Here is a 24,175-nt window from a genome sequence, read left to right as displayed (position 1 = left end):
TAAAGCGCGCAGCTGCTGTTTTTATAAACAATGCATTTTCAATCCTTTATAATCATGTTTTAGCCATACAGCCGGAGAAAACATGATTAGCGATATCCTTGCGCCGGGCCTGCGCGTTGTCTTTTGCGGTATCAACCCGGGGAAGTCTTCCGCCCATACCGGCTTTCATTTTGCCCATCCTGGCAACCGCTTCTGGAAGGTCATCCATCAGGCCGGCTTTACCGATCGGCAGCTCAGGCCGGAAGAGGAGCTGCAGCTGCTGGATACGCGCTGCGGCATCACCATGCTGGTTGAGCGTCCGACGGTGCAGGCCAGCGAGGTCGCCCTGCAGGAGCTGCGCAGCGGCGGCCGTGAGCTGGTGAAGAAGATTGAGGAGTATCAGCCGCAGGCGCTGGCGGTGCTCGGCAAGCAGGCCTTCGAGCTGGCCTTTAACCAGCGCGGGGCGAAGTGGGGGAAACAGGCGATGACCATTGGCACGACCCAGGTGTGGGTGCTGCCCAATCCCAGCGGTTTAAACCGGGCGACGCTCGATAAGCTGGTGGCGGCCTATCGTGAACTGGATGATGCCCTGGCGACCCGCGGTCAGTAGCGGAGAGCGGCGGCTTTCCCCGAGCGGCCAGCGAAACGCCATAAAAAAAGCTCCCCGCAGGGAGCTTTTTAACCGGCTGTGGACGCTGTCCCGCGACGATTAATCGTCGAGGAAGCTACGTAGCACTTCAGAACGGCTCGGGTGGCGCAGTTTACGCAGCGCCTTCGCTTCGATCTGACGGATACGTTCGCGAGTAACGTCGAACTGTTTACCCACTTCTTCCAGCGTGTGGTCGGTGTTCATGTCGATACCGAAACGCATACGCAGGACTTTCGCTTCACGAGCGGTAAGGCCGGCCAGCACGTCGTGCGTTGCCGCACGCAGGCTCTCGGTGGTCGCGGAATCCAGCGGCAGCTCGAGGGTGGTATCCTCGATGAAATCCCCCAGATGCGAATCTTCATCGTCGCCGATCGGCGTTTCCATGGAGATAGGCTCTTTGGCGATCTTCAGCACTTTACGGATTTTGTCTTCCGGCATCAGCATGCGCTCAGCCAGCTCTTCCGGGGTCGGTTCACGGCCCATCTCCTGCAGCATCTGACGGGAGATACGGTTGAGCTTGTTGATGGTCTCAATCATATGCACCGGAATACGGATGGTGCGCGCCTGATCCGCGATGGAGCGGGTGATCGCCTGACGGATCCACCAGGTAGCGTAGGTCGAGAACTTGTAGCCGCGACGGTATTCGAACTTATCCACCGCTTTCATCAGACCGATGTTGCCTTCCTGAATCAGGTCGAGGAACTGCAGACCGCGGTTGGTGTATTTCTTGGCGATCGAGATAACCAGACGCAGGTTCGCTTCCACCATCTCTTTCTTCGCACGGCGGGCTTTCGCTTCACCGATGGACATGCGACGGTTGATATCCTTCACCTGCTCGATGGTCAGGCCGGTCTCTTCTTCGATCTGCTGCAGCTTCTGCAGGCCGCGCTGCACGTCTTCTTTCACTTCCAGCAGCTTCTCGGACCACGGCTTGTTCATCGCCACCGCGGCGTTGAACCAGGTTTCGCTGGTTTCGTTGCCGGTGAACAGGGTGATGAAGTTTTTCTTCGGCATTTTGCACTGCTCAACGCACAGCTTCATGATGATACGTTCCTGAGTACGAACGCGATCCATCATGCTACGCATGCTGTTGACCAGGTAATCGAACTGCTTCGGCACTAGGCGGAACTGCTTGAAGACTTCAGACAGCTTCAGGATCTCTTCCTGGGCGGCGGCATGGCTACGACCTTTGGCTTTGATAGTGTCGCGCGTCAGCTCGTACTGGGTACGCAGCTCGGCGAACTTCTCACGGGCCAGCTCAGGGTCGATGCTGTTGTCGTCATCGCTGTTGTCGTCGGCGTCTTCATCTTCGTCTTCGTCTTCGTCGTCATCCATCTCTTCCTGAGACAGCTCGGAGCCAACGTGGGTGGCGGTCGGCGCCATATCTTCTTCGGCGTTCGGATCGACGAAACCGGTGATCAGATCGGACAGACGGGCTTCTTCCGCTTCCACGCGGTCGTACTGCTCAAGCAGGTAGGTGATCGCTTCCGGGTATTCGGCAACGGAGCACTGCACCTGGTTGATGCCGTCTTCAATGCGTTTGGCGATGTCGATTTCGCCTTCACGGGTCAGCAGCTCTACGGTACCCATTTCACGCATGTACATGCGCACCGGGTCGGTCGTACGCCCGATTTCGGATTCCACGCTGGAGAGCACCTGCGCGGCGGCTTCGGCAGCATCTTCATCCGCGGTGTTTTCGGCAAGCATCAGATCATCGGCATCCGGTGCTTCTTCCATCACCTGAATGCCCATGTCGTTGATCATTTGGATGATGTCTTCGATCTGATCGGAATCGACGATATCTTCCGGCAGATGGTCATTGACCTCGGCATAGGTCAGATAGCCTTGCTCCTTACCACGTTGGACAAGAAGCTTCAGCTGTGACTGCGGGTTTTGCTCCATAAGACGGTATCCACACTTAATTCGTTTGATTGGTGTCGGCAGGCGGGCTGTCGACATTTAAAGCGAGGGCGTACTTATATTATTGCCGCTGCGCCTCTGCGCGGCTGTCGGGGGCTTCCCGATCGATACTCGGCACTTAAGCCGTTAAATACGGTGTCCTTCACGTCGCTCTGCGTTCTGCTGCTGCATCAATGCAACGTGAATGACTGAGTCTGTCATTTATTTCTTCGCCAGCTCCTGGCTGATGGTCCAGAGCTCCCGGCGTTCCTCACTGCTTAAACCGTGTGTGCGATCGCGAGCAATCAACTCTTCCTGTCGCAGTTCCAGCAGTGAATCAAACATATGGTTGAGCGAGTCGGTGAAGGTTTGTTCAGCGATATCTTTATCTGCTATATCGTCCCACATCGACAGTTTTTCAAGGGTTGCGGCCTCTTTTGTGCCGCGATATTGCTCTAAAAGTTGCCCGGTTGTCAGACCAGGCTGCGCCAGACAGCTCTTCACCAGCTCGCCGAACAGGCTCAGCCCCGGCATTTTGCGCGAGTCCAGCCCCTCCAGCGGTGGGACTAACGGCGCCAGATCCGGGTTTTGCACCAGCAGTCCTATCAGTATACGCATGGTCGTGCGTTTTAGCTGTGGTGCGGGGCGCGGGGCGCCATTTTCCGCCTGTTTTGGCATTAAACGTTCAAGCTGGGCGTCATCTAAAATGCCCAGCTTGTTGCCCAGCTCCTGACGCAAATAGATGCGCAGGGTTTCGCCCGGCACCTGGGTTATCAGCGGCAGCGCCAGCGTGCTCAGCTGCGCGCGCCCGTCCGGCGTGCTCAGGTCGACCTGCGGCAGCAGGCTGTTAAACAAGAACGTGGAGAGCGGCTGAGCCTGCTCCATCCGCGCCTCGAACGCCGCTTTGCCCTCTTTACGCACCAGCGTATCCGGGTCTTCGCCGTCAGGCAGAAACATAAAGCGCAGCTGGCGACCATCGGTCATGTACGGCAGCGCCGTCTCCAGCGCGCGCCAGGCGGCATCGCGGCCGGCCCGGTCGCCGTCGTAGCAGCAGATGACGTTATTGGTCACCCGGAACAGCAGCTGGATATGATCGGCCGTGGTCGAGGTTCCCAGCGAGGCGACAGCATAATTGATGTCGTACTGCGCCAGCGCCACGACGTCCATATAGCCTTCGACAACCAGCAAACGCGGTGGTTCGGGGTTGTCCTGCTGCGCTTCATACAGGCCATATAGCTGACGGCCTTTATGGAATATGTCGGTTTCCGGGGAGTTGAGATACTTCGGCAGGGCATCGCCCAGCACCCGTCCGCCAAACCCAATCACCCGGCCTCGCTTATCGCGGATGGGGAACATCACCCGTTCGCGGAAGCGGTCGTAACTGCGTCCCTGATCGTTGGTGACCAGCATGCCGGCATCAATAAGCGACTGGCGGTTTTCCTGATTGCCGCCAAAACGTTTTAAAACGTTATCCCAACCTGGGGGAGCATAGCCGATGGCAAAGCGCGTAATCACCTCGCTGCTTAACCCCCGTTTTGCCAGGTACTGGCGCGCAGGGTCGGCGGCGGGCTGCATCAGAGACTGTTGATAAAACGTATTCAGACCATCCAGTAACTGGTAGAGGTTCTGCCGTTGATGGCGCTCTATCTGGCTGGGTCCGTTGCCTGCTTCATAAGGCACTTCGAGGTTGTGCATGGCGGCCAGCTCTTCGACCGTTTCCACGAACTCGAGCTTGTCGTAGTTCATCAGGAAATCGATAGCATTGCCGTGCGCCCCGCAGCCGAAGCAGTGGTAAAACTGTTTTTCACCGTTGACGGTGAAAGAGGGGGTTTTTTCGTTATGGAACGGACAGCACGCGTGAAAATTTTTGCCCTGCTTTTTCAGCTTTACCCGCGCATCGATCAGATCGACGATGTCGGTTCTGGCAAGCAGATCGCTAATAAATACACGTGGAATTCGTCCAGCCATAAGCCCCGTTATTTCTGATGACTATAAACGAAAATAAGCCGCGCATTCCTTTCGGAAGCACGGCCTTACAACTACAACTCGGTCTGAATTGAGAGCGTCGCTCTCAACAGATTAGTACAGACGAGTACGGCGTGCGTTTTCGCGGGCCAGTTTCTTCGCGTGACGTTTCACTGCAGAAGCTTTAGCGCGCTTACGTTCGGTAGTCGGTTTTTCATAGAACTCACGACGACGAACTTCCGCCAGAACACCTGCTTTTTCGCAGGAACGCTTGAAGCGACGCAGAGCTACGTCGAACGGCTCGTTTTCACGTACTTTAATTACCGGCATGTGCCTCTCACCTTTGATTAATTCGGTTTGCCGCTGGCCGCAATGCCAGCTTATTTCAAAATGGTGCGGAATTTTACTGCAACTACTGCTGCTTTGTAAAGCACCTGCGCCTTTTTTGAAAGGGACTTTTATAAGGGTGAGGAGTATACACGAAGAGAACACCAGGGGTGAGCAAAGTTTTACATCGCCGGTCATTGGACCTACACTGCGCGGTATTGAAGCGAGGTAAAACAACTCATGCGTGTACTGGGCATTGAAACATCCTGCGATGAAACCGGCATCGCGATTTATGACGACCAGCAAGGTCTGTTAGCCAACCAATTGTATAGTCAGGTGAAACTGCATGCGGACTACGGCGGCGTGGTGCCGGAGCTGGCATCGCGCGACCACGTGCGCAAAACGGTGCCGCTGATCCAGGCGGCGCTGAAAGAGGCCGGCCTGACGGCGAAAGATATCGACGCCGTCGCCTATACGGCGGGTCCTGGCCTGGTCGGCGCGCTGCTGGTCGGGGCGACCGTTGGCCGGTCGCTGGCCTTTGCCTGGAACGTGCCGGCGATCCCGGTACACCATATGGAAGGGCACCTGCTGGCGCCGATGCTGGAAGATAACCCGCCGGCGTTCCCGTTCGTCGCGCTGCTGGTTTCCGGCGGCCATACGCAGCTGATCAGCGTCACCGGTATCGGCCAGTACGAACTGCTGGGCGAGTCGATTGACGATGCGGCGGGCGAAGCCTTTGATAAAACCGCGAAACTGCTGGGGCTGGATTATCCCGGCGGGCCGATGCTGTCGAAAATGGCGTCCCAGGGTACTGAAGGCCGCTTCGTCTTCCCGCGTCCGATGACCGACCGTCCGGGGCTGGACTTCAGCTTCTCCGGACTGAAGACCTTCGCCGCCAACACCATTCGCAGCAACGGCGACGATGAACAAACCCGCGCCGACATCGCCCGCGCGTTTGAGGATGCGGTTGTCGATACGCTGATGATTAAATGTCGCCGCGCGCTGGAGCAAACCGGCTTTAAGCGTCTGGTGATGGCGGGAGGCGTGAGCGCCAACCGCACCCTGCGGGCGAAGCTGGCGGAGATGATGCAAAAACGCGGCGGTGAGGTATTCTACGCCCGCCCTGAGTTCTGTACCGATAACGGCGCGATGATCGCCTACGCCGGCATGGTGCGTCTGCAAACCGGCGCCAAAGCTGAGCTCGGCGTGACGGTCCGCCCGCGCTGGCCGCTGGCCGAACTACCTGCCGCCTAAAGCGTCCTGAAACAGGCCGACGTCACGTCGGCCTGCCTACCTGCCTACCTGCCTACCTGACTACTCCATACTTTTACACAGTGAGCAGATGGCACCCTGATGCTTATGTGAATGCATCACGTCCGGGCGCTCGTACTCTTCCTCACAGCTAACGCATTGATACACGGTGGTCGAGGCGTTCCCCGCCGCGTCATAGCGCGGTTCGGCGATCCCGTCATCCACCTGCTTAATATAGTAGCGCCCGCGGGTGAGGATCCCCATCAGCGGGGTCATGAAAAAGGCGACGACCAGCGCGATCAGCGGTGAGAACGGCGCCAGCGTCGTCCCCAGCAGGCCGAAGAAAGCGCAGATCGACAGCCCGGCGGCCAGGCCAAAGGAAACCACGCCCACCGGGTTAACGTTGTAGATCATGCCGCGACGATATTCCGGCTGCGCCGGGGCCAGCTTGAGCAAGCCTTTATTAAAGGTGATGTCGGTCGCCACCACCACGACCCAGGCGATAGCGAAGTTGGAGTAAAAGCCGAGGATCCACGACAGGGCGCTGAACATATCGCCTTCCATCAGCGCCAGGGCAATCGCCAGATTGACCACCACAAAAATAATCCGCCCCGGATAGCGTTTGGTGGTGCGGGTCCAGGCGCTGGTCCACGCCAACGAGCCGGAGTAGGCATTGGTGACGTTAATTTTGATCTGCGAGATCACCACCAGCACCACCGCCAGCGTCAGGGCCAGCCAGCCGGGCACCAGATTATCGAAGACGCTGACGAACTGCTGCACCGGTTCGGTATTGTGCACCGCCGGAAAACGGGTCAATAGATAGAAGCCGAGGAAGGCGCCGATGATCTGTTTGATCGCGCCTAACACCACCCAGCCCGGGCCTGCGGAAAAGACCGCCAGCCACCAGCTTTTACGGTTCTCCGCGGTTTTAGGCGGCATAAAGCGCAGGTAATCAATTTGCTCGCCAATTTGCATGATCAGCGACAGGCATACCCCGGCGCCGAGCATGATGGCGGTGATGTCCACCGTCGACGCGCTGTTTTTACCAGCGAAATGCAGGAAGCCGTCCACCAGCTGCGGATCTTTGACAATCAGCCACACCACCGGCACCACCATCAGCACCAGCCACAGTGGAGTGGTCCATACCTGCAGGCGGGTCAGGGCTTTCATGCCATAGACCACCAGCGGGAGCACCATCAGGGTGGCGATCAGATACCCCATCCACAGCGGTATCCCGAGGCCCACCAGCAGCCCCTGGGCCATGATCGAGCCTTCGAGGGCGAAGAAGATAAAGGTGAAGCCGGCAAAAATAATGCTGGTGATCACCGAGCCGAAATAGCCGAAGCCGGCGCTGCGGGTGATCAGGTCAAGGTCAATGTTGTAGCGCGCGGCAGTGATCGCCAGCGGAATGCCGGTGAGGAAGATCACCAGCGCCGCCACCAGGATCGAATAGATGGCGTTGCTGGTGCCCCAGGCCATACCGATGCTGGCGCCGATGGAAAAGTCCGCCAGATAGGCGATGCCGCCCAGCGCCGTGACCGCGACGACGCCCGGTCCCCAGCGGCGGAAGCTCAGCGGGGCGTAACGTAAGGTGTAATCTTCTAAGGTTTCCCGGGAGCCGGAAGTCCGCGCTGTCGCGGGTAATTCAGGGTTGAGATCCAGTGATGACATAGTCATTCCTTAATGGTTAGGCATGACTTGAATTAGCAAACCTTATGCCATATTGCAGGGCAGGCGTGGCGGGGAGGGGAGCGCAGGGTGATAGAAGAGAGAGCAGGGGGTGCACCATCCGGACGCGTCTGCGCCCGGCTGGTGCAACAGGCCTATTTGCCGAGCATGCCTTTGTCTTCGAGGAAGGCGATAATGGTGCTAAGGCCGTCTCCCTGCTTCAGATTGGTGAAGGTCCACGGGCGATCGCCGCGCATACGCTGGGTATCGCTTGCCATCACCTCCAGCGAAGCGCCGACATAGGGGGCAAGGTCGGTTTTATTGATCACCAGAAAATCGGATTTGGTGATCCCCGGCCCGCCTTTGCGCGGGATCTTCTCCCCTTCGGCCACGTCAATGACGTAGATGGTCAGATCCGCCAGCTCCGGGCTGAAGGTGGCGCTCAGGTTATCGCCGCCGCTTTCCACAAAGATAAGGTCGAGGTTACCGAACTTTTCACTCAGCGCTTCCACGGCGGCGAGGTTCATCGAGGCATCTTCGCGGATCGCTGTGTGCGGGCAGCCGCCGGTTTCTACACCGACAATGCGTTCAGGGGCCAGCGCGCCCGCTTCGGTGAGGATGCGCTGATCTTCTTTGGTATAGATGTCGTTAGTGACCACCGCCAGCTGCCAGGTATCGCGCATCGCTTTGCACAGCGCTTCCAGCAGGGCGGTTTTACCAGAGCCGACCGGGCCGCCGACGCCGACGCGCAGCGGGTGTTTATAAGAATTCATGGCTTCTCCTAGGAACGGAATAATCGGGAGTATTGGGTTTCATGCCGGGCAGAGGCGATGGCGGCGAGCGGCGTGGCCGATCCGATATCGCCGTCCGGCGCGGCCAGTGCGCGGGGCATCGCCGCTGCATAGTGGTCGCAAAGACGTAAAATGAGCTGCTGGGCGGCCTGCTGGCCGAAGGGCACCAGCTTGACGCCGGCCATTACGGCGCTCTCAATCCAGCTGTAGCCCAGGCTTAAGGCCATCTCGGGCAGCGCGATGCGCCAGCGCACGCCGAGCCAGGCCATCCCGGCGAGCTGGCTTTGCTGGCACAGCGTGCGCCACGGCGGCGGACAGTCCGGCTGCCAGTCGCCCAGCAGGCGGGCAAACGCCGCGCCGCGGTTGCGCTCTTCCTCCCGCAGTTCACGGGTCTCCCGGCAGGCCAGCAGATAAGCCGTCCAGCGCCGGGCCGCGGCGATATCGCCTTGGTCGCAGGCGCGGTACAGGCGGGCGAACAGCGGCAGGTCAACGGTAAAAAAGCCTTCCGTCATCTGCCGTCGCTGCCAGCGCTCGAAGGCCGCGACGTCCGGCACCCAGCCGGCTTCCACAGCCCACTCCAGCCCCTGGGACCAGCTGTAACCTCCTACCGGCAGGTTGCTGCTGGCCAGCTGCATCAGCCGCAGGCGTTGTTCCGCTGTCGACATGCTAGTGGCTGTGAGCGTGGTGGTCATGATGAGCATGATGATGACCGTGGCTTTCGCTGGCGTAAGCGCCGGCTTCCGGCTCGAACGGCAGCTGGCCAAAGGTCACCGTCAGGCCGAACTGGCGCAGCATATCGTCCAGCACGTGATCGTGATGGTAGCGCAGCTCGCCTGGCATAATCTGCAGCGGTACGTGACGGTTGCCGAGGTGATAGCAGGCCTTCGCCAGCATAAACGGGTCGTCGCAGCGCACCACCGACACCCCTTCATCAGCGGCAATCACCTGCACAAATTCGGTGCCGTCTTCGTTACTCAGCACATCGCCGCCGCGCAGCAGCAGGCCGCGGGGCAGCAGCAGACCGGCTTCCCGGCCATCGTTGAGGGTGACTTTTACCCGGCTTTTGACGCGAACATCAATCGGCAGCGTAACGCTGGCGGTCGCGGCGGCGGGGGTCTCCAGACGTTGAGTTAAATAAAGCATCCGCACTCCTTAAAACAGAAAATAACGTTGCGCCATCGGCAGAACCTCTGCCGGCTCGCTGGTGATGAGTTCGCCATCCACCCGCACCTCATAGGTCTGCGCGTCGACGGTGATGTTAGGCTGCAGGCTGTTGTGCACCATGTCGGCTTTCTGCACCGTGCGGCAGCCTTTCACCACGGCAATCGCGCTGCGCAGGTTCAGCCGCTCGGCTACGCCATGGTCCGCCGCTGCCTGCGACAGGAAGGTGAGGCGGCAGTGATGGCGGGCGCTGCCCAGCGCGCCAAACATCGGACGGTAGTGTACCGGCTGCGGGGTCGGAATAGAGGCATTAATATCGCCCATCGGCGCGATGGCGATCATGCCGCCCTTGATCACGGTGGCCGGTTTCACGCCGAAGAAGGCAGGCGACCAGACCACCAGGTCCGCCAGCTTACCCACCTCAATGGAGCCGACTTCGTGCGCGATGCCGTGGGTCAGCGCCGGGTTGATGGTGTATTTGGCGATGTAGCGCTTCACGCGGAAGTTGTCGTTATCCCCGGTCTCCTCCGCCAGCGCGCCGCGCTGCACCTTCATGCGGTGCGCCACCTGCCAGGTGCGGAGAACCACTTCTCCGACGCGGCCCATGGCCTGCGAATCGGAGGAGGTGAGCGAGAAGGCGCCAAGGTCGTGCAGCACGTCTTCTGCGGCGATGGTTTCCCGGCGAATGCGCGACTCGGCAAAGGCCACGTCCTCGGCAATGTCCGGGTCCAGATGGTGGCAGACCATCAGCATATCGAGATGTTCGTCGATGGTGTTGAGGGTGTAGGGCAGCGTTGGGTTGGTGGAGGACGGCAAAATGTTCGGGTGGGCGCAGGCGGTGATGATGTCCGGCGCATGGCCGCCGCCTGCTCCTTCGGTATGGAAGGTGTGAATGGTGCGCCCGCCGATGGCGGCAAGGGTATCTTCCACAAAACCGGACTCATTGAGGGTGTCGCTGTGCAGGGCGACCTGAATATCCATCTCATCGGCGACGGTTAATGCGCAGTCGATCGCCGCCGGGGTGGCGCCCCAGTCCTCATGGATCTTCAGGCCAATAACGCCCGCCGCCACCTGCTCGCGTAGAGCGTCCGGCTGAGAAACGTTGCCCTTGCCCAACAGGCCGACATTAACCGGCAGGCTGTCGGCCGCCTGCAGCATGCGTGAGATATACCAAGGCCCCGGGGTGCAGGTGGTGGCATGGGTACCCGCCGCCGGGCCGGTGCCGCCGCCGACCATGGTGGTCACGCCGGAGACCAGCGCCTCTTCCGCCTGCTGCGGACAGATCCAGTGAATATGGGTATCGATCCCGCCGGCGGTGACGATTTTTCCTTCGGCGGCAATCACTTCCGTCGCGGCGCCGATGGGGATGGTGACGTTGGGCTGGATGTCGGGGTTGCCGGCTTTGCCGATGGCGAAGATCCGGCCGTCCTTCACGCCGATATCGGCCTTAACGATGCCCCAGTGATCGACGATCAGCGCGTTGGTGAGCACCAGGTCAACACAGTCGGCGGCCAGCATCTGTCCCTGGCCCATCCCGTCGCGGATCACTTTGCCGCCGCCGAATTTGACCTCTTCCCCGTAGGTGGTCAAATCGTCCTCCACCTCGATCCACAGCTCGGTATCGGCCAGGCGCACCTTATCGCCGACGGTGGGGCCGAACATGTCGGCATAGGCCTGGCGTGAAATATTACTCATCGTTTGCCTCCAGTGGGCCCATGACTTCGCCGCGGAAGCCGAAGACGGCGCGGTGACCGGCGAAGGCCACCAGCTCAATCTCGCGTTTCTGGCCAGGTTCAAAGCGTACCGCCGTGCCGGCCGGGATATTCAGGCGATAGCCGGTGGCCTGCTGACGGTCGAACTTCAGCGCCGGGTTGACCTCGGCGAAATGGTAGTGCGAACCGACCTGAATCGGACGATCGCCGTGGTTTTCAACGACCACGCGACAGGTCGCCCGGCCGGTGTTGAGGGCTATCTGGCCGGGCTTAACGTGATATTCACCAGGGATCATGGCGCTGCCTCAGATAATCGGGTTGTGAACGGTGACCAGCTTCGAGCCGTCCGGGAAGGTGGCTTCGACCTGGATATCCGGGATCATTTCCGGGACGCCTTCCATCACCTGCTCGCGGGTCAGGACGTGACGACCTTCCTCCATCAGCGAGGCCACGCTTTTGCCGTCGCGGGCGCCTTCCATAATAAAGGCGCTGATCAGGGCCACGGATTCCGGATAGTTGAGCTTCAGGCCGCGGGCCAGGCGGCGTTCCGCCACCAGCGCGGCGGTAAACAGCAACAGCTTGTCTTTTTCTCGGGGGGTCAGTTCCATAACGTTCTCTTAAGTCAGCCAGATTCGGGGGAGTACGGGGGACTTGCCGGTGAGATGAGGACGCAGAAACTGCCAGACGTCGCGCATCACCTGCTGGCAAATCAGATTATCGTCACTGAGGAAGCGCACCGTCAGCAGGCGGTCGGTCAGGCTGGCGCCGGCGTAGAGGTCGAGCGGCGCCAGCGCGTCGCGCACCCCGTCGAGCAGGGCATCGGTTGCCGGATAGCACAGCAGCGTGCCGACCCAGGGACGTCCAGCGATGCTGGAGAGCTCTCCCTCCTGCAGGTGCAGGCGCTCGACCAGCAGCGGCTCATCGTCCACCCATACCTCCAGCCGGTTGCTGAGGGTGCCGTGGCTGAAGGTTTCGCCGATCACCGGGCGGCCAAGGCAGAGCAGATCCCAGGCCAGCAGGGTGCTGGAGGCACACAGGTGAAAGGTGGTGGACAGTCGGGCGTTCGCCCCGGGAAAGAAGATGGCATCCTGCGGGAGCCACTCCAGGGTCGCCTGCGGGGCGAGGGTCAACTGCTGGCGCAAAAGCGCTTGCGCGCCGCTGCTGCGGTAAAACTTGCTGGCGCCAGGCATGGTTATCAGGGTATGGCAGCCGGGATCAAGGTGGGCGCTAATCGTCAGTTCATCACCGCCGACGATGCCGCCGGGGGGGTGAAGCAGATAGAGGTGACAGGTCTCTTCTTCCGGGTAAAACGGGCGCTGGACGGTCAGCGGGCCGACGTGTTGGGCGCTGGCGAGAACGGTCTTGCCGCCGGCCTGCTGAAAGCGCAGATCCAGCGTGGCCTGCCAGCCTTTTTTGAGTGGTGGTAACACGGTGCCGTGCAATGTTGCGCCCCTGCAAAATCAAGATAAAACAGCAGCAATGAGTATTGATCGGCGGGAGATTATCCCGGTCATACGAAACGCTTATGTCATCTGTTACCCGCAGCGTCGCATTGGGCGCAAGGGGAAAGCGGCATAACCGCTCCGGATTATTCACCCGGATAATCATTGCCGTCAATATCCTGATCCGCTGCCTGGCCGCGGCGGAAAAGGTGCCAGCGGGGGGAACGCCGCGCCGCTGGTCGCTGGCGTGATTTTTGCTGTGGGTCACCGCTAACGCATTGTTACAAAAGAGGGATGTGGTGAAGATCGCCAATCATGACGACGTAAGGCGAAAAGGCGGGTGAGACAGGTAAATAGAAGCGGGGATCCCTCCGGCTGGCGGGGCCGGGAGGGGAGATTACTTCTCTTCTGGCGTTTTTTTCTTCTTCACACGCGTCCAGATTTTGCTCTCCTGGCGGCGCCACAGACGCTGAATGTTGTCGTGATGGCGCAGGAGGATCAGGCAGGAGAGCATCGACACCGGGAAGGTGTACTGCGGTTTAAACCACCAGACGTAGAACGGAGCGATCAGCGCGCTGACGATAGCGCCAAGGGAAGAGTAACCGCTGAGCAGGATGGTCAGCAGCCAGGTCCCGGCCATCACGCCGGTCAGGTCGAGGCCGATGGGGGCGATAGCGCCGAAGGCCGTGGCGACGCCTTTACCGCCGCGGAAATGAAAGAAAACTGGCCAGATATGGCCCACGCAGGCGGCAATCGCCACTAAACCCAGCCAGAACGGCGTCAGGCCCAGCGCCCAGGCGCCCCATACCGGCAGCATGCCCTTCAGCACATCAAAAATAAGTACCGCTACGGCCGCCCCTTTTCCGCCAATTCGTAGTACGTTAGTGGCCCCGGGGTTGCCTGAGCCGCTGTCGCGTGGGTCGGGCAGGCCAGCAAGGCGACATACCAGAATGGCGCTGGAAATGGAGCCGCAGAGGTAGGCGAGGAGTACCAGTCCAGGCGCGATTGCACTCATAACGCTGTTCCGTTTTGAAAATGTCGTTGTATTCTCTGCATCTGTGGATAATACGCATAATTCGCCGGAAGTGGTATCCGGTTTAGCTAAAAAGCAGGCAGGGCGTGATGGATATTGTATTTATAGAGCAACTTTCGGTAATCACCACCATTGGTGTTTATGACTGGGAACAAACCATTGAGCAGAAGCTGGTGTTCGATATCGAAATTGCATGGGATAACCGCAAGGCGGCCGCCAGCGATGATGTCAGCGATTGCCTCAGCTATGCTGATATCAGCGAGCGCGTCATCGCGCATGTTGAGGGGGGAAAATTCGCGTTAGTGGAGCGGGTGGCGGAAGAGGTGGCCGACCTGCTGCTGGAGACATTCCAGTCGCCATGGGTGCGCATTAAAGTCAGCAAACCTGGCGCCGTGGCTCGCGCGGCAAACGTCGGGGTGATTATTGAACGTGGCCTTAATCTGAAACAAAACTTTTCAGGTCATACTTGTTAAACAAATTGCGTTTATACCGGTCATAGCATCCGGTCATCAGGCAATTTTACTGGCGATCTTCTACCAGAACGGCAGGCGAATCCTTGTGTACGCCGTGTATGCTGCGGATTGCGCGCCCTCTGGCAGTCGGGTTGTGCCTGTTGAACGATACCGTGTTCCTGGTTTTTTTCATTTTACTTTTTTAAAGGGTTTAATTGGATGAGCGATATACACTCGCTGCTGGTGGCGGCAATATTGGGTGTGGTTGAGGGGTTGACAGAGTTTTTACCTGTTTCCAGTACCGGTCATATGATTATTGTTGGTCACCTGCTGGGGTTTGAAGGTGATACGGCAAATACCTTTGAAGTGGTTATTCAGCTAGGCTCGATACTCGCCGTGGTGGTCATGTTCTGGCGTCGCCTGTTCGGCCTGATCGGCATCCATTTCGGCAGGCCGCCGGAGCACGAAGGTAAAGGCAGCGGTCGCTTGTCGCTTATCCATATCCTTCTCGGCATGATCCCCGCGGTGGTGATGGGGCTTATTTTCCACGACACCATTAAATCTTTGTTTAACCCGGTAAACGTGATGTACGCCCTGATTGTCGGCGGTGTGCTGTTAATTGCGGCGGAAGTGCTGAAGCCGAAACAGCCGCGCGCGGTCGGGATTGACGATATGACCTATCGTCAGGCGTTCGTTATCGGCTGCTTCCAGTGCCTGGCGCTGTGGCCGGGCTTCTCCCGCTCAGGGGCGACCATCTCCGGCGGCATGCTGATGGGCGTCAGCCGCTACGCGGCGTCGGAATTCTCATTCCTGCTGGCGGTACCGATGATGATGGGCGCCACGGTGCTGGACGTCTACAAGAGCATCGGCTTCCTCAACATGGGCGATGTCCCGATGTTTGCCGTCGGCTTCGTGATGGCGTTTATCGTGGCGCTGATTGCGATTAAAACCTTCCTGCAGCTGATCAAACGGATCTCGTTCATTCCGTTCGCTATCTACCGCTTTATCGTCGCGGCAGCGGTTTACGTGGTCTTCTTCTAAGGCCTGCGCCCTCAGCCTTGCGGCTGGGGGCAACGCTGTTCCTTCCACTGCGCCACCGCCGCAATTCTCCGCCGCGTCAGCTCCTCGCGAATTTCCGCCCCTTTAAACCCCGCCGCCACCACCTCTTTGGTGGAGACCGACCTCGCCACTTCCCAGGCCTCTAATAGCAGGCGCCCCTGCGGATAATCGCTAGCCTCGAAACCGGTGCGCCCGCGAACGTCGGCTTCGCTGGTGAGGGCGATCTGCTGCACGCGCTGTGGTTTACGCCAGGCGTCAATGCTGTCGAAGAGTTTGACGAGGGTTTTCGGCTGCAGGATCGGCAGGGTGTGGATCAGATCATGATACTCCGCCACCAGTTTCGCGAGATCGCGGATATCGTTCGGCACCCGCAGACGCGCGCAGAGCTGTTCCACCAGCTTGACTCCCGCCGGGCCATGGCCGTGGTGACGCGGCCAGAGCGCTTTCGGCGTCAGCCCTTTGCCGAGGTCATGGCATAGGGTGGCGAAGCGCACATCGACGTCCGGCGACAGCATCGCGGCCATCGTGACGGTCATCAGGGTGTGCAGGCCGGTGTCGATTTCCGGGTGCCATTTGGCTGGGGCCGGCACACCGTACAGGGCGTCAATCTCCGGGAACAGCACCTTGAGGGCCTGGCAGTCGCGCAGCGTCTGAAAAAAGACCTGCGGGTTGCGGGTGGTCAACGCGCTTTCCGTCTCTTTCCACACCCGCTCCGGCGTTAAATGGGCCAGTTCGCCGGCCTCAACCATGGCGGCCATCAGGGTCTGGGTCTCTTCGGCAATGCGAAAACCGAGATGGGCATAGCGGGCGGCAAAGCGCGCCACGCGCAGCACGCGCAGCGGATCTTCGCTAAAGGCGGGGGAGACATGGCGCAGCAGACGCTGGCGGAGATCGTTTTGTCCGCCGTAGGGGTCGATAATTGCGCCGTCGGCGTCCTGGGCGAGGGCGTTGACCGTCAGGTCACGGCGCAGCAGATCCGCTTCGAGGGTGACGTCCGGGGCGGCATAGCAGGTAAAACCGGTATAGCCTGCGCCGGATTTGCGCTCGGTGCGGGCCAGGGCATACTCTTCCCGGCTTTGCGGATGAAGGAACACGGGAAAGTCGCGGCCTACCTGCTGATAGCCCGCGTCAAGCATCTGTTGCGGGGTGGCGCCCACCACCACCCAGTCTCGGTCTTTGACCGGCAGTCCTAACAGCGCGTCGCGCACCGCACCGCCGACCAGATAACTCTTCACGCCTGATTCTCCCGTATCTGTTTTTTGCAAGATGATACGTAAGTCTGGCAGAGAAGACGAATTAGTTCATCCACCGGTCTTTACGTTTGCGGCTTGGCACCAGATGCGGCAGCACCAGACCCAGCAGCAGACCGACGCCCAACACGCCGCCGCCGTACATAAACCACTGCATGATAATGGTGCGCTGTTTGTCATCAAGCTGCAGATTCGCCGCATTCACCTTCTTCTGCGCGACAACCAGCTCATTTTTCAACTTTTGGTTCTCGTCTTTCAGCGCGTTGATCACGCTGTCGCTGCCGGCGACTTTCTTCTGCATATCCGCCGTGCGCTGGTTCCAGGTGGCGTCGATATTATTCAGCTTATCGGTCAGCGTTTTGACCTGGTTTTCCAGATCCGGGACGCGGGTGCGCAGGCTGGGCTCGTTGCTCAGCTCTTTCAGCGGGATCCAGGCAGTACGCCCATTGGCGTCGCGGATCTGCGCGTAACTGGTGCTGTCGTTGGTTTGCAGCACCGCCACTTCTTCCCCGGCGTTGATGGTGCCGACCAGACGATAATTATCGCCCGGGCCGCTGCGAACCCAGGTGTTCAGCTCATCGGAAACGTAGCGCTTTTCTTCTGCGTGAACCGCCGTGGCGGCGCTAAGCGCGAGCAAAGTAAAAGTAATCAGGCGTAATTTTGGCATCAGGTCATCGTTTGGTCATAAAAAGTGGAACGATAGTAGAGGCATCGCCAGAGCGACGCAAAGTTTTCCGCCACAATCGGAATCATCCAGGAGGTGGCCCGGCAAAAAGCGCGTTGCATGGCGATTCGCCGCAAAATACTATCTACTGACAAAAAATATCGTCGTAAGTTCGCCGCAATTTGTCGGCGCAGCACAGAAGCGGAAGAATTCAGTCATGGCTCAAGAAATCGAACTTAAGTTTATCGTCGCTCAGGATGGGGTAGAGACGCTGCGCGAGCAGCTCAATGCGCTCGAGGCGAAACATACGCCCGCGGGCCAGTTGCTGAACATTTATTACGAAACCGCCGATAACTGGCTGCGTCGTCACGACATGGGGCTGCGCATCCGCGGCGATCAGGGGCGTTATGAAATGACGCTGAAAATCGCCGGTCGGGTGGTGGGCGGCCTGCACCAGCGCCCGGAATACAATATTCCCCTGGATAAACCGGAGCTGGCGCTTGAGCGCCTGCCGGCGGAGGTTTGGCCGCAAGGGGAACTTCCGACCGCGCTGGCGGAGCATGTCCAGCCGCTGTTCAGCACCGATTTTGCCCGTGAACGCTGGGTGATCCAGGAAGGAAAGAGTGAGATTGAGATTGCCCTCGATCGCGGCGAAGTGAAGGCGGGCGAGCATCAGGAGCCGATCTGCGAGCTGGAGCTGGAGTTGCTCGCCGGGGAGACCGCCGATCTGCTGCGCTTCGCGCAGCGTTTGCTGGAGAGCGGCGTCCTGCGTCAGGGGAGCCTGAGCAAAGCCGCGCGCGGGTATCATCTGGCGCAAGGCAACAATGAGCGCCCGGTGGCCCGGCTGGCGGTGCTGCCGGTGGCGGCGAAGGCCAGCGTGGAGCAGGGGCTGGAGGCGGCGCTGGAGAGCGCCCTGGCGCACTGGCTGTATCACGATGAGGTCTGGCTGCGCGGCAACGCGAAAGCTAAAGCGGAAATCCTGCTGGCGTTGGCCCGCGTGCGCCATGCCCTCGTGCTGTTCGGCGGCATCGTGCCGCGGAAGGCGACCACCCACCTCCGCGCCTTGCTGAACGACGCCGAAGCCGCGCTGCTGGCCGCGGACACCGCCGAGGAGGCGTTATTCCGCACCGAGGTCGTCGCCGCCAAACTGGCGCTGACCGAATGGCTGGTCCAGCGCGGCTGGCGTCCGTTCCTCAACGAGGCGGGAGAGAAAAAAATAGCCGGATCGTTCAAACGGTTTGCCGATATTAACCTCTCGCGGGTGGCGGCCGAGCTGCGCAGCGCCGTGCAGCATCTGGCGGTTGAAGATGCCGCCGACCAGTTGCCGAAGCTGTCCCGCGATATCGACAGCGTCCAGCTGCTGGCGGGCGCCTATGGCGACGCCGTCGCGCCGTGGCTGGAGAACTGGCAGGAGCTTCAGCGTGCGATAGAGCATGACGACCGCAGCGTCTTTGAATATTTCCGTCGCCAGGCGCTGGCTGCCGAGCCGTTCTGGCTGCATAGTGGAAAACGATAATTACAGGCCAGGGAGCCCCTATGATGCCGCTTTCTTCGCAGTTACAGCAGCACTGGCAGACGGTCGCTGACCGCCTGCCAGCGGATTTTCCCGTCGCCGAACTGAGCCCGCAGGCCCGGTCGGTGATGGCGTTCAGTGATTTTGTCGAACAGAGTGTGATCGCCCAGCCAGGCTGGCTGAACGAGCTTGCGGACTCCTCGCCGGAGGCGGAAGAGTGGCGGCATTACGAGACCTGGCTGCAGGATCGCCTGCAAGCGGTGGCTGACGAAGCGGGGTTGATGCGAGAGCTGCGTCTTTTCCGCCGCCAGATGATGGTCCGCATTGCCTGGGCGCAGGCGCTGTCGCTGGTAAGCGAAGAAGAGACGCTGCAGCAGCTGAGCGTCCTGGCAGAGACCCTGATTGTCGCCGCTCGCGACTGGCTGTATGCCGCCTGCTGTAAGGAGTGGGGAACGCCCTGCAACGCCGAGGGTCAGCCGCAGCCGCTGCTGATCCTCGGGATGGGAAAGCTGGGCGGCGGCGAGCTGAACTTCTCTTCCGATATCGATCTGATTTTTGCCTGGCCTGAGCATGGCGCCACCCGTGGCGGCCGCCGCGAGCTGGATAACGCCCAGTTCTTTACCCGCCTGGGGCAGCGGCTGATCAAGGCGCTCGACCAGCCGACGCAGGACGGCTTTGTCTATCGGGTGGACATGCGCCTGCGACCGTTTGGCGACAGCGGGCCGCTGGTGCTCAGCTTTGCGGCGCTGGAGGATTATTACCAGGAGCAGGGCCGGGACTGGGAACGCTACGCGATGGTGAAAGCGCGGATCATGGGCGATAACGACGACGCCTACGCCAGCGAGCTGCGCGCGATGCTTCGCCCCTTCGTCTTCCGCCGCTATATCGACTTCAGCGTGATCCAGTCGCTGCGTAACATGAAAGGGATGATCGCTCGCGAAGTGCGGCGTCGCGGGCTGAAAGACAACATCAAGCTCGGCGCCGGCGGGATCCGTGAAATTGAATTTATCGTGCAGGTCTTTCAACTGATCCGCGGCGGTCGCGAACCTGCGCTGCAGCAGCGGGCGCTGCTGCCGACGCTGGCGGCGATTGATGAGCTGCATCTGCTGCCGGAAGGCGACGCGGCGCTGCTGCGCGCGGCCTATCTGTTCCTGCGCCGGCTGGAAAATCTGTTGCAGAGCATCAACGATGAGCAGACCCAGACTCTGCCGCAAGATGAACTGAACCGCGCCAGGCTGGCGTGGGGGATGCATACTGACGACTGGGAGACGCTGAGCGCGCAGCTGGCGAGCCATATGGCCAGCGTGCGGCGGGTGTTTAATGAGCTGATCGGCGATGATGAGGCTCAGTCGCCGGATGAGCAGCTCGCCGAGTACTGGCGCGAGCTGTGGCAGGATGCGCTGGAAGAAGATGACGCCAGCCCGGCGCTGGCGCATTTAAACGACGCCGACCGCCGCAGCGTGCTGGCGCTGATTGCCGATTTCCGTAAAGAGCTGGATCGGCGCACCATCGGCCCGCGCGGCCGCCAGGTGCTGGATCAACTGATGCCGCATCTGCTGAGCGAAATCTGCTCGCGCGCCGATGCGCCGCTGCCTCTGGCGCGGATCACGCCGCTGTTGACCGGGATCGTCACTCGCACCACCTATCTTGAACTGCTGAGCGAATTCCCCGGCGCGCTGAAGCACCTGATTACGCTCTGCGCCGCGTCGCCGATGGTCGCCAGCCAGCTGGCGCGCCACCCGCTGCTGCTTGATGAGCTGCTGGATCCCAACACCCTCTATCAGCCGACGGCGACCGATGCCTATCGCGATGAGCTGCGTCAGTATCTGCTGCGGGTGCCGGAAGAGGATGAAGAGCAGCAGCTGGAGGCATTGCGCCAGTTCAAGCAGGCGCAGCAGCTGCATATCGCCGCGGCGGATATCGCTGGCACGCTACCGGTGATGAAGGTTAGCGATCACTTAACCTGGCTTGCCGAAGCCATCCTCGACGCGGTGGTGCAGCAGGCATGGGGACAGATGGTGGCCCGCTACGGCCAGCCGACCCATCTGCACGATCGCCAGGGGCGCGGCTTCGCCGTCGTCGGCTACGGCAAGCTCGGCGGCTGGGAGCTGGGCTACAGTTCCGATCTCGACCTGGTGTTCCTCCATGACTGCCCGCCGGAGGTGATGACCGACGGCGAGCGGGAGATCGACGGCCGTCAGTTCTACCTGCGGCTGGCTCAGCGGATCATGCATCTGTTCAGCACCCGCACTTCGTCCGGTATTCTCTACGAAGTTGACGCCCGGCTGCGCCCTTCCGGCGCGGCGGGGATGCTGGTCACCACCGCCGACGCGTTTGCCGACTATCAGCAGAACGAAGCCTGGACATGGGAGCATCAGGCGCTGGTGCGCGCTCGCGTGGTCTATGGCGACCCGGCGCTGCAGGCGCGATTTGACGCCATTCGGCGCGATATTCTGACCACCGTGCGGGATGGCGCGACCCTGCAGACCGAGGTTCGCGAGATGCGCGAGAAGATGCGTGCCCACCTTGGCAACAAACATGCCGATCGTTTTGATATCAAAGCCGATGCCGGTGGGATCACGGATATTGAATTTATTACCCAGTATCTGGTCCTACGCTATGCCAGCGACAAGCCAAAGCTGACCCGCTGGTCTGATAACGTGCGTATTCTCGAGCTGCTGGCGCAGAACGACATCATGGACGAGGAGGAAGCGCGAGCTTTAACGCACGCGTACACCACCTTGCGTGATGCGCTCCATCACCTGGCCCTGCAGGAGCTGCCGGGACACGTGGCGCTGGAGGCATTCAGCCGGGAGCGTGAGCAGGTCAGCGCCAGCTGGCAGAAGTGGCTGATGGCTTAACTATAAAATCGGGTGTGCTATTATCGCGCGCAAAGTTTGCGTCTCGCAGGAGAGAGTCATGAAAGTAACGCTGCCGGAGTTTGAACGTGCAGGAGTGTTGGTGGTGGGTGATGTGATGCTGGACCGCTACTGGTACGGCCCCACCAGTCGTATTTCCCCGGAAGCCCCGGTGCCGGTGGTGAAGGTGGAAAATATCGAAGAACGTCCTGGCGGCGCGGCAAACGTAGCGATGAACATCGCCTCCCTGGGGGCAACGTCGCGCCTGGTGGGATTGACCGGGATTGATGACGCCGCTCGCGCGCTGAGCCAGGCGCTGGCCAACGTCAATGTGAAGTGCGACTTCGTCTCCGTCCCGACTCACCCGACCATCACCAAGCTGCGGGTGCTGTCGCGCAACCAGCAGCTGATCCGCCTCGACTTTGAGGAGGGCTTCTCCGGCGTTGATCCGCAGCCGATGCACGAGCGCATTCAGCAGGCGCTGGGCGCCATTGGCGCGCTGGTTCTCTCGGATTACGCCAAAGGGGCGCTGACCAGCGTCCAGACGATGATCAAGCTCGCCCGTGAAGCAGGCGTGCCGGTGCTGATCGATCCGAAAGGTACCGATTTCGAACGCTATCGCGGCGCAACGCTGCTCACCCCGAACCTCTCTGAGTTTGAAGCGGTGGTGGGCAAGTGCCAGGATGAAGCGGAGATCGTTGAGCGCGGCATGAAGCTTATCGCCGAATTCGAACTGTCAGCGCTGCTGGTGACGCGCTCTGAGCAGGGGATGACGCTGCTGCAGCCGGGGCGTCCGCCGCTGCATATGCCGACCCAGGCTCAGGAAGTGTACGATGTCACCGGCGCCGGCGACACGGTGATTGGCGTGCTGGCGGCGACCCTGGCCTCCGGCAACACCCTGGAAGAGGCCTGCTATTTCGCTAACGCCGCGGCGGGCGTGGTGGTCGGTAAGCTGGGTACATCCACCGTTTCCCCTGTCGAGCTGGAAAACGCGGTCCGCGGCCGGGCTGAGACCGGCTTTGGCGTGATGAGCGAAGAAGAACTCAAACAGGCGGTTGCGGCGGCGCGCAAGCGCGGCGAGAAAGTGGTCATGACCAACGGCGTCTTCGACATTCTGCACGCCGGCCATGTCTCCTATCTGGCGAATGCGCGCAAACTGGGCGACCGTCTGATCGTGGCGGTCAACAGCGATGCCTCCACCAAACGACTGAAAGGCGAAACCCGCCCGGTAAACCCGCTGGAGCAGCGGATGATCGTGCTGGGGGCGCTGGAGGCGGTCGACTGGGTGGTCTCCTTCGAAGAAGATACACCGCAGCGCCTGATTGCCGGGATCCTGCCGGATCTGCTGGTGAAAGGCGGCGACTACAAACCGGAGCAGATCGCCGGCAGTGAAGAGGTCTGGGCGAACGGTGGCGAAGTGCTGGTGCTCAACTTTGAAGATGGTTGCTCAACCACCAACATTATTAAGAAAATACAAAAAGATAGCGAAAAATAACCGTTTCGCTATTCCCCCGCCATAACGGTGCGGCATCACGGCCTGCGATAGCGATATCGCGGGCCGTTTTTATTTAATGATGTGGAAAATGATTTGGCGCAATAAATAATCATATTAAGCGCATTTTTCGTACAAATGGCGTTAAGGTAAGCGTAAATACTGAAGTGAGTAAAAGGCATATGACTGATCAGAACATCCACCGCTGAAGGAGTATGCGCATGAACCATAACGACATGTATTCAATGAAGAATTTTGATTTTTTGGCACGGAGTTTCGCCAGAATGCACGCCCAGGGCCAGCCAGTTGATCTTCAGGCCATTGTCGGCAATATGGATGAAGAACATCGTGAATGGTTTTGCCAGCGCTATGAACTGTACTGTCGTCAGGTGAACAGCCCGGCGGAAGCCGCACACTAAGCCAACGCAAACGGGCCCCTGAGGGCCCGTTTTTTTACTGCTGCTCTTCGCTGCCAGGCGTCGTCGCCGGGCGGTTTTCGAGGTCATTCAGGCGCTGTTCCAGCAGCGCCAGTTTTTCGCGGGTCCGCAGCAGAACCTGAGTCTGCACGTCAAACTCTTCGCGGCTGACCAGGTCCAGACGGGTCAGCTGCGACTGCAGCGCCTGGCGGATTTTCTTTTCAACATCCTCACCCAGATCGCGAAGTCCTTTTGGCATCGACTCATGGACCTGGCGGGCGATTTGTTCAATTTTTTTCGGGTCAATCATGGTGGTTTCCTGCTCGGGTCGGATGATTGATCATTGTAGTGCGAACCAGGCCGCCTATAAACCAGAAATGTTTGAAGCTTATGCATTGCCGAGGATAGTCAATAGCGTTATAGTTATCTCGCTTATTCTCAGGGCGGGGCGAAATTCCCCACCGGCGGTAAATCAACCATGGCGTTGAAAGCCCGCGAGCGCTTCCCGTGACTACGGGAAGGTCAGCAGATCCGGTGTAATTCCGGGGCCGACGGTTAAAGTCCGGATGGGAGAGAGTAACGGCACAGTCGGGC

At 60.0% G+C, this 24,175-nt stretch carries 24 protein-coding genes, 2 pseudogenes and 1 riboswitch; of the genes and pseudogenes, 9 read left to right on the top strand and 17 right to left on the bottom strand.

All coding sequences use genetic code 11. The features are described 5' to 3' along the window. Nucleotides 1-82: 82 nt before the first annotated feature. Nucleotides 83-589, top strand: coding sequence for a G/U mismatch-specific DNA glycosylase (gene mug / locus ACQUTP_RS20625; protein WP_004205266.1), 507 nt, complete (start codon nt 83-85; stop codon nt 587-589). A 99-nt stretch (nt 590-688) separates the two neighbouring features. On the opposite strand, the gene rpoD is transcribed toward mug, so the two are convergent. The 3 genes from rpoD to rpsU all read right to left on the bottom strand — a co-directional run bounded on the left by rpoD (nt 689) and on the right by rpsU (nt 4,822). Continuing rightward, nucleotides 689-2,530: an RNA polymerase sigma factor RpoD gene (rpoD, locus tag ACQUTP_RS20620; RefSeq protein WP_004174339.1), complete on the bottom strand. Its 1,842-nt coding sequence runs from the start codon at nt 2,528-2,530 to the stop codon at nt 689-691. A 219-nt stretch (nt 2,531-2,749) separates the two neighbouring features. Beyond that, entirely contained in the window at nt 2,750-4,495 is a 1,746-nt protein-coding gene (gene dnaG, locus ACQUTP_RS20615) for a DNA primase (RefSeq protein ID WP_017899733.1), read from the bottom strand. A gap of 111 nt (nt 4,496-4,606) precedes the next feature. Beyond that, on the bottom strand, nt 4,607-4,822 hold the full coding sequence (gene rpsU, locus ACQUTP_RS20610; protein WP_001144069.1) for a 30S ribosomal protein S21: 216 nt from the start codon (nt 4,820-4,822) through the stop codon (nt 4,607-4,609). A gap of 237 nt (nt 4,823-5,059) precedes the next feature. Between rpsU and tsaD the strand changes: the two genes are divergently transcribed. Beyond that, complete coding sequence (gene tsaD, locus ACQUTP_RS20605) at nt 5,060-6,073, top strand: tRNA (adenosine(37)-N6)-threonylcarbamoyltransferase complex transferase subunit TsaD (protein WP_002916879.1); 1,014 nt, start codon at nt 5,060-5,062, stop codon at nt 6,071-6,073. A 60-nt stretch (nt 6,074-6,133) separates the two neighbouring features. Here tsaD and ACQUTP_RS20600 read toward each other — a convergent pair whose 3' ends face one another. From ACQUTP_RS20600 to ACQUTP_RS20565, 8 genes are all read right to left on the bottom strand, one after another. Next, nucleotides 6,134-7,741: a purine-cytosine permease family protein gene (locus ACQUTP_RS20600; RefSeq protein ID WP_049003153.1), complete on the bottom strand. Its 1,608-nt coding sequence runs from the start codon at nt 7,739-7,741 to the stop codon at nt 6,134-6,136. A 152-nt stretch (nt 7,742-7,893) separates the two neighbouring features. Beyond that, nucleotides 7,894-8,511: an urease accessory protein UreG gene (gene ureG, locus ACQUTP_RS20595; protein WP_002916877.1), complete on the bottom strand. Its 618-nt coding sequence runs from the start codon at nt 8,509-8,511 to the stop codon at nt 7,894-7,896. An 8-nt stretch (nt 8,512-8,519) separates the two neighbouring features. After that, entirely contained in the window at nt 8,520-9,194 is a 675-nt protein-coding gene (locus ACQUTP_RS20590; protein ID WP_004205263.1) for an urease accessory protein UreF, read from the bottom strand. A 1-nt stretch (nt 9,195) separates the two neighbouring features. After that, the gene (gene ureE, locus ACQUTP_RS20585) at nt 9,196-9,672 is read right to left on the bottom strand and encodes an urease accessory protein UreE (protein ID WP_017899736.1); all 477 of its coding nucleotides are present in this window, start codon (nt 9,670-9,672) and stop codon (nt 9,196-9,198) included. 9 nt (nt 9,673-9,681) lie between these two features. Further along, nucleotides 9,682-11,385 carry an urease subunit alpha gene (gene ureC / locus ACQUTP_RS20580; RefSeq protein WP_004205260.1) on the bottom strand — a complete coding sequence of 568 codons (1,704 nt, stop codon included), beginning with the start codon at nt 11,383-11,385 and terminating at the stop codon, nt 9,682-9,684. Continuing rightward, complete coding sequence (locus ACQUTP_RS20575; RefSeq protein WP_017899738.1) at nt 11,378-11,698, bottom strand: urease subunit beta; 321 nt, start codon at nt 11,696-11,698, stop codon at nt 11,378-11,380. Before ACQUTP_RS20575 ends, ureC begins: the two co-directional genes overlap by 8 nt. A gap of 9 nt (nt 11,699-11,707) precedes the next feature. After that, nucleotides 11,708-12,010, bottom strand: coding sequence for an urease subunit gamma (locus ACQUTP_RS20570; protein ID WP_002916871.1), 303 nt, complete (start codon nt 12,008-12,010; stop codon nt 11,708-11,710). A 9-nt stretch (nt 12,011-12,019) separates the two neighbouring features. Then, nucleotides 12,020-12,844 (bottom strand): urease accessory protein UreD, encoded by an 825-nt coding sequence (locus tag ACQUTP_RS20565; protein WP_017899739.1) that lies wholly within the window; start codon nt 12,842-12,844, stop codon nt 12,020-12,022. Here ACQUTP_RS20565 and ACQUTP_RS20560 point away from each other — a divergent pair. Further along, a complete protein-coding gene (locus ACQUTP_RS20560) occupies nt 12,834-12,980 on the top strand; it encodes a hypothetical protein (RefSeq protein ID WP_032447021.1) in 147 nt (48 codons plus the stop codon). The genes ACQUTP_RS20565 and ACQUTP_RS20560 overlap by 11 nt on opposite strands. A gap of 10 nt (nt 12,981-12,990) precedes the next feature. On the opposite strand, the pseudogene ACQUTP_RS20555 reads toward ACQUTP_RS20560, so the two are convergent. Both ACQUTP_RS20555 and plsY read right to left on the bottom strand, forming a co-directional pair. Beyond that, nucleotides 12,991-13,092 (bottom strand): annotated as a pseudogene (locus ACQUTP_RS20555) (hypothetical protein); the annotation flags it as partial. A 149-nt stretch (nt 13,093-13,241) separates the two neighbouring features. After that, complete coding sequence (gene plsY, locus ACQUTP_RS20550) at nt 13,242-13,859, bottom strand: glycerol-3-phosphate 1-O-acyltransferase PlsY (RefSeq protein WP_004205257.1); 618 nt, start codon at nt 13,857-13,859, stop codon at nt 13,242-13,244. A 107-nt stretch (nt 13,860-13,966) separates the two neighbouring features. Between plsY and folB the strand changes: the two genes are divergently transcribed. Beyond that, the gene (folB, locus tag ACQUTP_RS20545; protein WP_004150923.1) at nt 13,967-14,350 is read left to right on the top strand and encodes a bifunctional dihydroneopterin aldolase/7,8-dihydroneopterin epimerase; all 384 of its coding nucleotides are present in this window, start codon (nt 13,967-13,969) and stop codon (nt 14,348-14,350) included. 198 nt (nt 14,351-14,548) lie between these two features. Continuing rightward, a complete protein-coding gene (gene bacA, locus ACQUTP_RS20540) occupies nt 14,549-15,370 on the top strand; it encodes an undecaprenyl-diphosphate phosphatase (protein WP_004205255.1) in 822 nt (273 codons plus the stop codon). Nucleotides 15,371-15,381: 11 nt separating this feature from the next. Here the strand turns inward: bacA and ACQUTP_RS20535 are convergent, their stop codons facing one another. Both ACQUTP_RS20535 and ACQUTP_RS20530 read right to left on the bottom strand, forming a co-directional pair. Then, nucleotides 15,382-16,623, bottom strand: a complete 1,242-nt coding sequence (locus ACQUTP_RS20535; RefSeq protein ID WP_017899740.1) for a multifunctional CCA addition/repair protein — start codon at nt 16,621-16,623, stop codon at nt 15,382-15,384. A 61-nt stretch (nt 16,624-16,684) separates the two neighbouring features. Next, the gene (locus ACQUTP_RS20530) at nt 16,685-17,305 is read right to left on the bottom strand and encodes a TIGR04211 family SH3 domain-containing protein (RefSeq protein ID WP_004205252.1); all 621 of its coding nucleotides are present in this window, start codon (nt 17,303-17,305) and stop codon (nt 16,685-16,687) included. A gap of 214 nt (nt 17,306-17,519) precedes the next feature. Here ACQUTP_RS20530 and ACQUTP_RS20525 point away from each other — a divergent pair, with 214 nt between their 5' ends. Genes ACQUTP_RS20525 through hldE form a run of 3 tightly spaced genes read left to right on the top strand, consistent with a single transcriptional unit; the run spans nt 17,520 to nt 23,168 of the window. Then, nucleotides 17,520-18,818, top strand: a complete 1,299-nt coding sequence (locus ACQUTP_RS20525; RefSeq protein ID WP_032456631.1) for an inorganic triphosphatase — start codon at nt 17,520-17,522, stop codon at nt 18,816-18,818. Between the two features lie 20 nt (nt 18,819-18,838). Continuing rightward, nucleotides 18,839-21,676, top strand: coding sequence for a bifunctional [glutamate--ammonia ligase]-adenylyl-L-tyrosine phosphorylase/[glutamate--ammonia-ligase] adenylyltransferase (gene glnE, locus ACQUTP_RS20520; protein ID WP_074186563.1), 2,838 nt, complete (start codon nt 18,839-18,841; stop codon nt 21,674-21,676). A 58-nt stretch (nt 21,677-21,734) separates the two neighbouring features. Further along, entirely contained in the window at nt 21,735-23,168 is a 1,434-nt protein-coding gene (gene hldE, locus ACQUTP_RS20515; protein WP_064187774.1) for a bifunctional D-glycero-beta-D-manno-heptose-7-phosphate kinase/D-glycero-beta-D-manno-heptose 1-phosphate adenylyltransferase HldE, read from the top strand. Nucleotides 23,169-23,248: 80 nt separating this feature from the next. Here the strand turns inward: hldE and ACQUTP_RS20510 are convergent. Next, nucleotides 23,249-23,395: pseudogene (locus ACQUTP_RS20510) on the bottom strand (hypothetical protein); the annotation flags it as partial. Between ACQUTP_RS20510 and glgS the strand changes: the two are divergent. Beyond that, nucleotides 23,387-23,584, top strand: coding sequence for a cell surface composition regulator GlgS (glgS, locus tag ACQUTP_RS20505; protein WP_004205248.1), 198 nt, complete (start codon nt 23,387-23,389; stop codon nt 23,582-23,584). The pseudogene ACQUTP_RS20510 and the gene glgS overlap by 9 nt on opposite strands. 34 nt (nt 23,585-23,618) lie before the next feature. Here the strand turns inward: glgS and ubiK are convergent, their stop codons facing one another. After that, the gene (ubiK, locus tag ACQUTP_RS20500; RefSeq protein ID WP_004174355.1) at nt 23,619-23,891 is read right to left on the bottom strand and encodes a ubiquinone biosynthesis accessory factor UbiK; all 273 of its coding nucleotides are present in this window, start codon (nt 23,889-23,891) and stop codon (nt 23,619-23,621) included. A 120-nt stretch (nt 23,892-24,011) separates the two neighbouring features. Beyond that, nucleotides 24,012-24,163: riboswitch (FMN riboswitch) on the top strand. Nucleotides 24,164-24,175: the final 12 nt, after the last annotated feature.

The organism is Klebsiella sp. 2-CIP_Kleb. (assembly GCF_050378715.1).
In the GTDB taxonomy this organism is placed as follows: Bacteria; Pseudomonadota; Gammaproteobacteria; order Enterobacterales; family Enterobacteriaceae; genus Klebsiella; species Klebsiella quasipneumoniae.
The sequence above is the reverse complement of the archived record's forward strand: the minus strand, read 5'-3'. Positions and strand labels throughout refer to the sequence as shown.

What these genes read in the sequence shown, in the direction of transcription:
- mug (WP_004205266.1), top strand. Translation starts at nt 83, where the DNA reads ATGATTAGCGATATCCTTGCGCCGGGCCTGCGCGTTGTCTTTTGCGGT.
- rpoD (WP_004174339.1), bottom strand. Translation starts at nt 2,530, where the DNA reads ATGGAGCAAAACCCGCAGTCACAGCTGAAGCTTCTTGTCCAACGTGGT.
- dnaG (WP_017899733.1), bottom strand. Translation starts at nt 4,495, where the DNA reads ATGGCTGGACGAATTCCACGTGTATTTATTAGCGATCTGCTTGCCAGA.
- rpsU (WP_001144069.1), bottom strand. Translation starts at nt 4,822, where the DNA reads ATGCCGGTAATTAAAGTACGTGAAAACGAGCCGTTCGACGTAGCTCTG.
- tsaD (WP_002916879.1), top strand. Translation starts at nt 5,060, where the DNA reads ATGCGTGTACTGGGCATTGAAACATCCTGCGATGAAACCGGCATCGCG.
- ACQUTP_RS20600 (WP_049003153.1), bottom strand. Translation starts at nt 7,741, where the DNA reads ATGTCATCACTGGATCTCAACCCTGAATTACCCGCGACAGCGCGGACT.
- ureG (WP_002916877.1), bottom strand. Translation starts at nt 8,511, where the DNA reads ATGAATTCTTATAAACACCCGCTGCGCGTCGGCGTCGGCGGCCCGGTC.
- ACQUTP_RS20590 (WP_004205263.1), bottom strand. Translation starts at nt 9,194, where the DNA reads ATGTCGACAGCGGAACAACGCCTGCGGCTGATGCAGCTGGCCAGCAGC.
- ureE (WP_017899736.1), bottom strand. Translation starts at nt 9,672, where the DNA reads ATGCTTTATTTAACTCAACGTCTGGAGACCCCCGCCGCCGCGACCGCC.
- ureC (WP_004205260.1), bottom strand. Translation starts at nt 11,385, where the DNA reads ATGAGTAATATTTCACGCCAGGCCTATGCCGACATGTTCGGCCCCACC.
- ACQUTP_RS20575 (WP_017899738.1), bottom strand. Translation starts at nt 11,698, where the DNA reads ATGATCCCTGGTGAATATCACGTTAAGCCCGGCCAGATAGCCCTCAAC.
- ACQUTP_RS20570 (WP_002916871.1), bottom strand. Translation starts at nt 12,010, where the DNA reads ATGGAACTGACCCCCCGAGAAAAAGACAAGCTGTTGCTGTTTACCGCC.
- plsY (WP_004205257.1), bottom strand. Translation starts at nt 13,859, where the DNA reads ATGAGTGCAATCGCGCCTGGACTGGTACTCCTCGCCTACCTCTGCGGC.
- folB (WP_004150923.1), top strand. Translation starts at nt 13,967, where the DNA reads ATGGATATTGTATTTATAGAGCAACTTTCGGTAATCACCACCATTGGT.
- bacA (WP_004205255.1), top strand. Translation starts at nt 14,549, where the DNA reads ATGAGCGATATACACTCGCTGCTGGTGGCGGCAATATTGGGTGTGGTT.
- ACQUTP_RS20530 (WP_004205252.1), bottom strand. Translation starts at nt 17,305, where the DNA reads ATGCCAAAATTACGCCTGATTACTTTTACTTTGCTCGCGCTTAGCGCC.
- ACQUTP_RS20525 (WP_032456631.1), top strand. Translation starts at nt 17,520, where the DNA reads ATGGCTCAAGAAATCGAACTTAAGTTTATCGTCGCTCAGGATGGGGTA.
- glnE (WP_074186563.1), top strand. Translation starts at nt 18,839, where the DNA reads ATGATGCCGCTTTCTTCGCAGTTACAGCAGCACTGGCAGACGGTCGCT.
- hldE (WP_064187774.1), top strand. Translation starts at nt 21,735, where the DNA reads ATGAAAGTAACGCTGCCGGAGTTTGAACGTGCAGGAGTGTTGGTGGTG.
- glgS (WP_004205248.1), top strand. Translation starts at nt 23,387, where the DNA reads ATGAACCATAACGACATGTATTCAATGAAGAATTTTGATTTTTTGGCA.
- ubiK (WP_004174355.1), bottom strand. Translation starts at nt 23,891, where the DNA reads ATGATTGACCCGAAAAAAATTGAACAAATCGCCCGCCAGGTCCATGAG.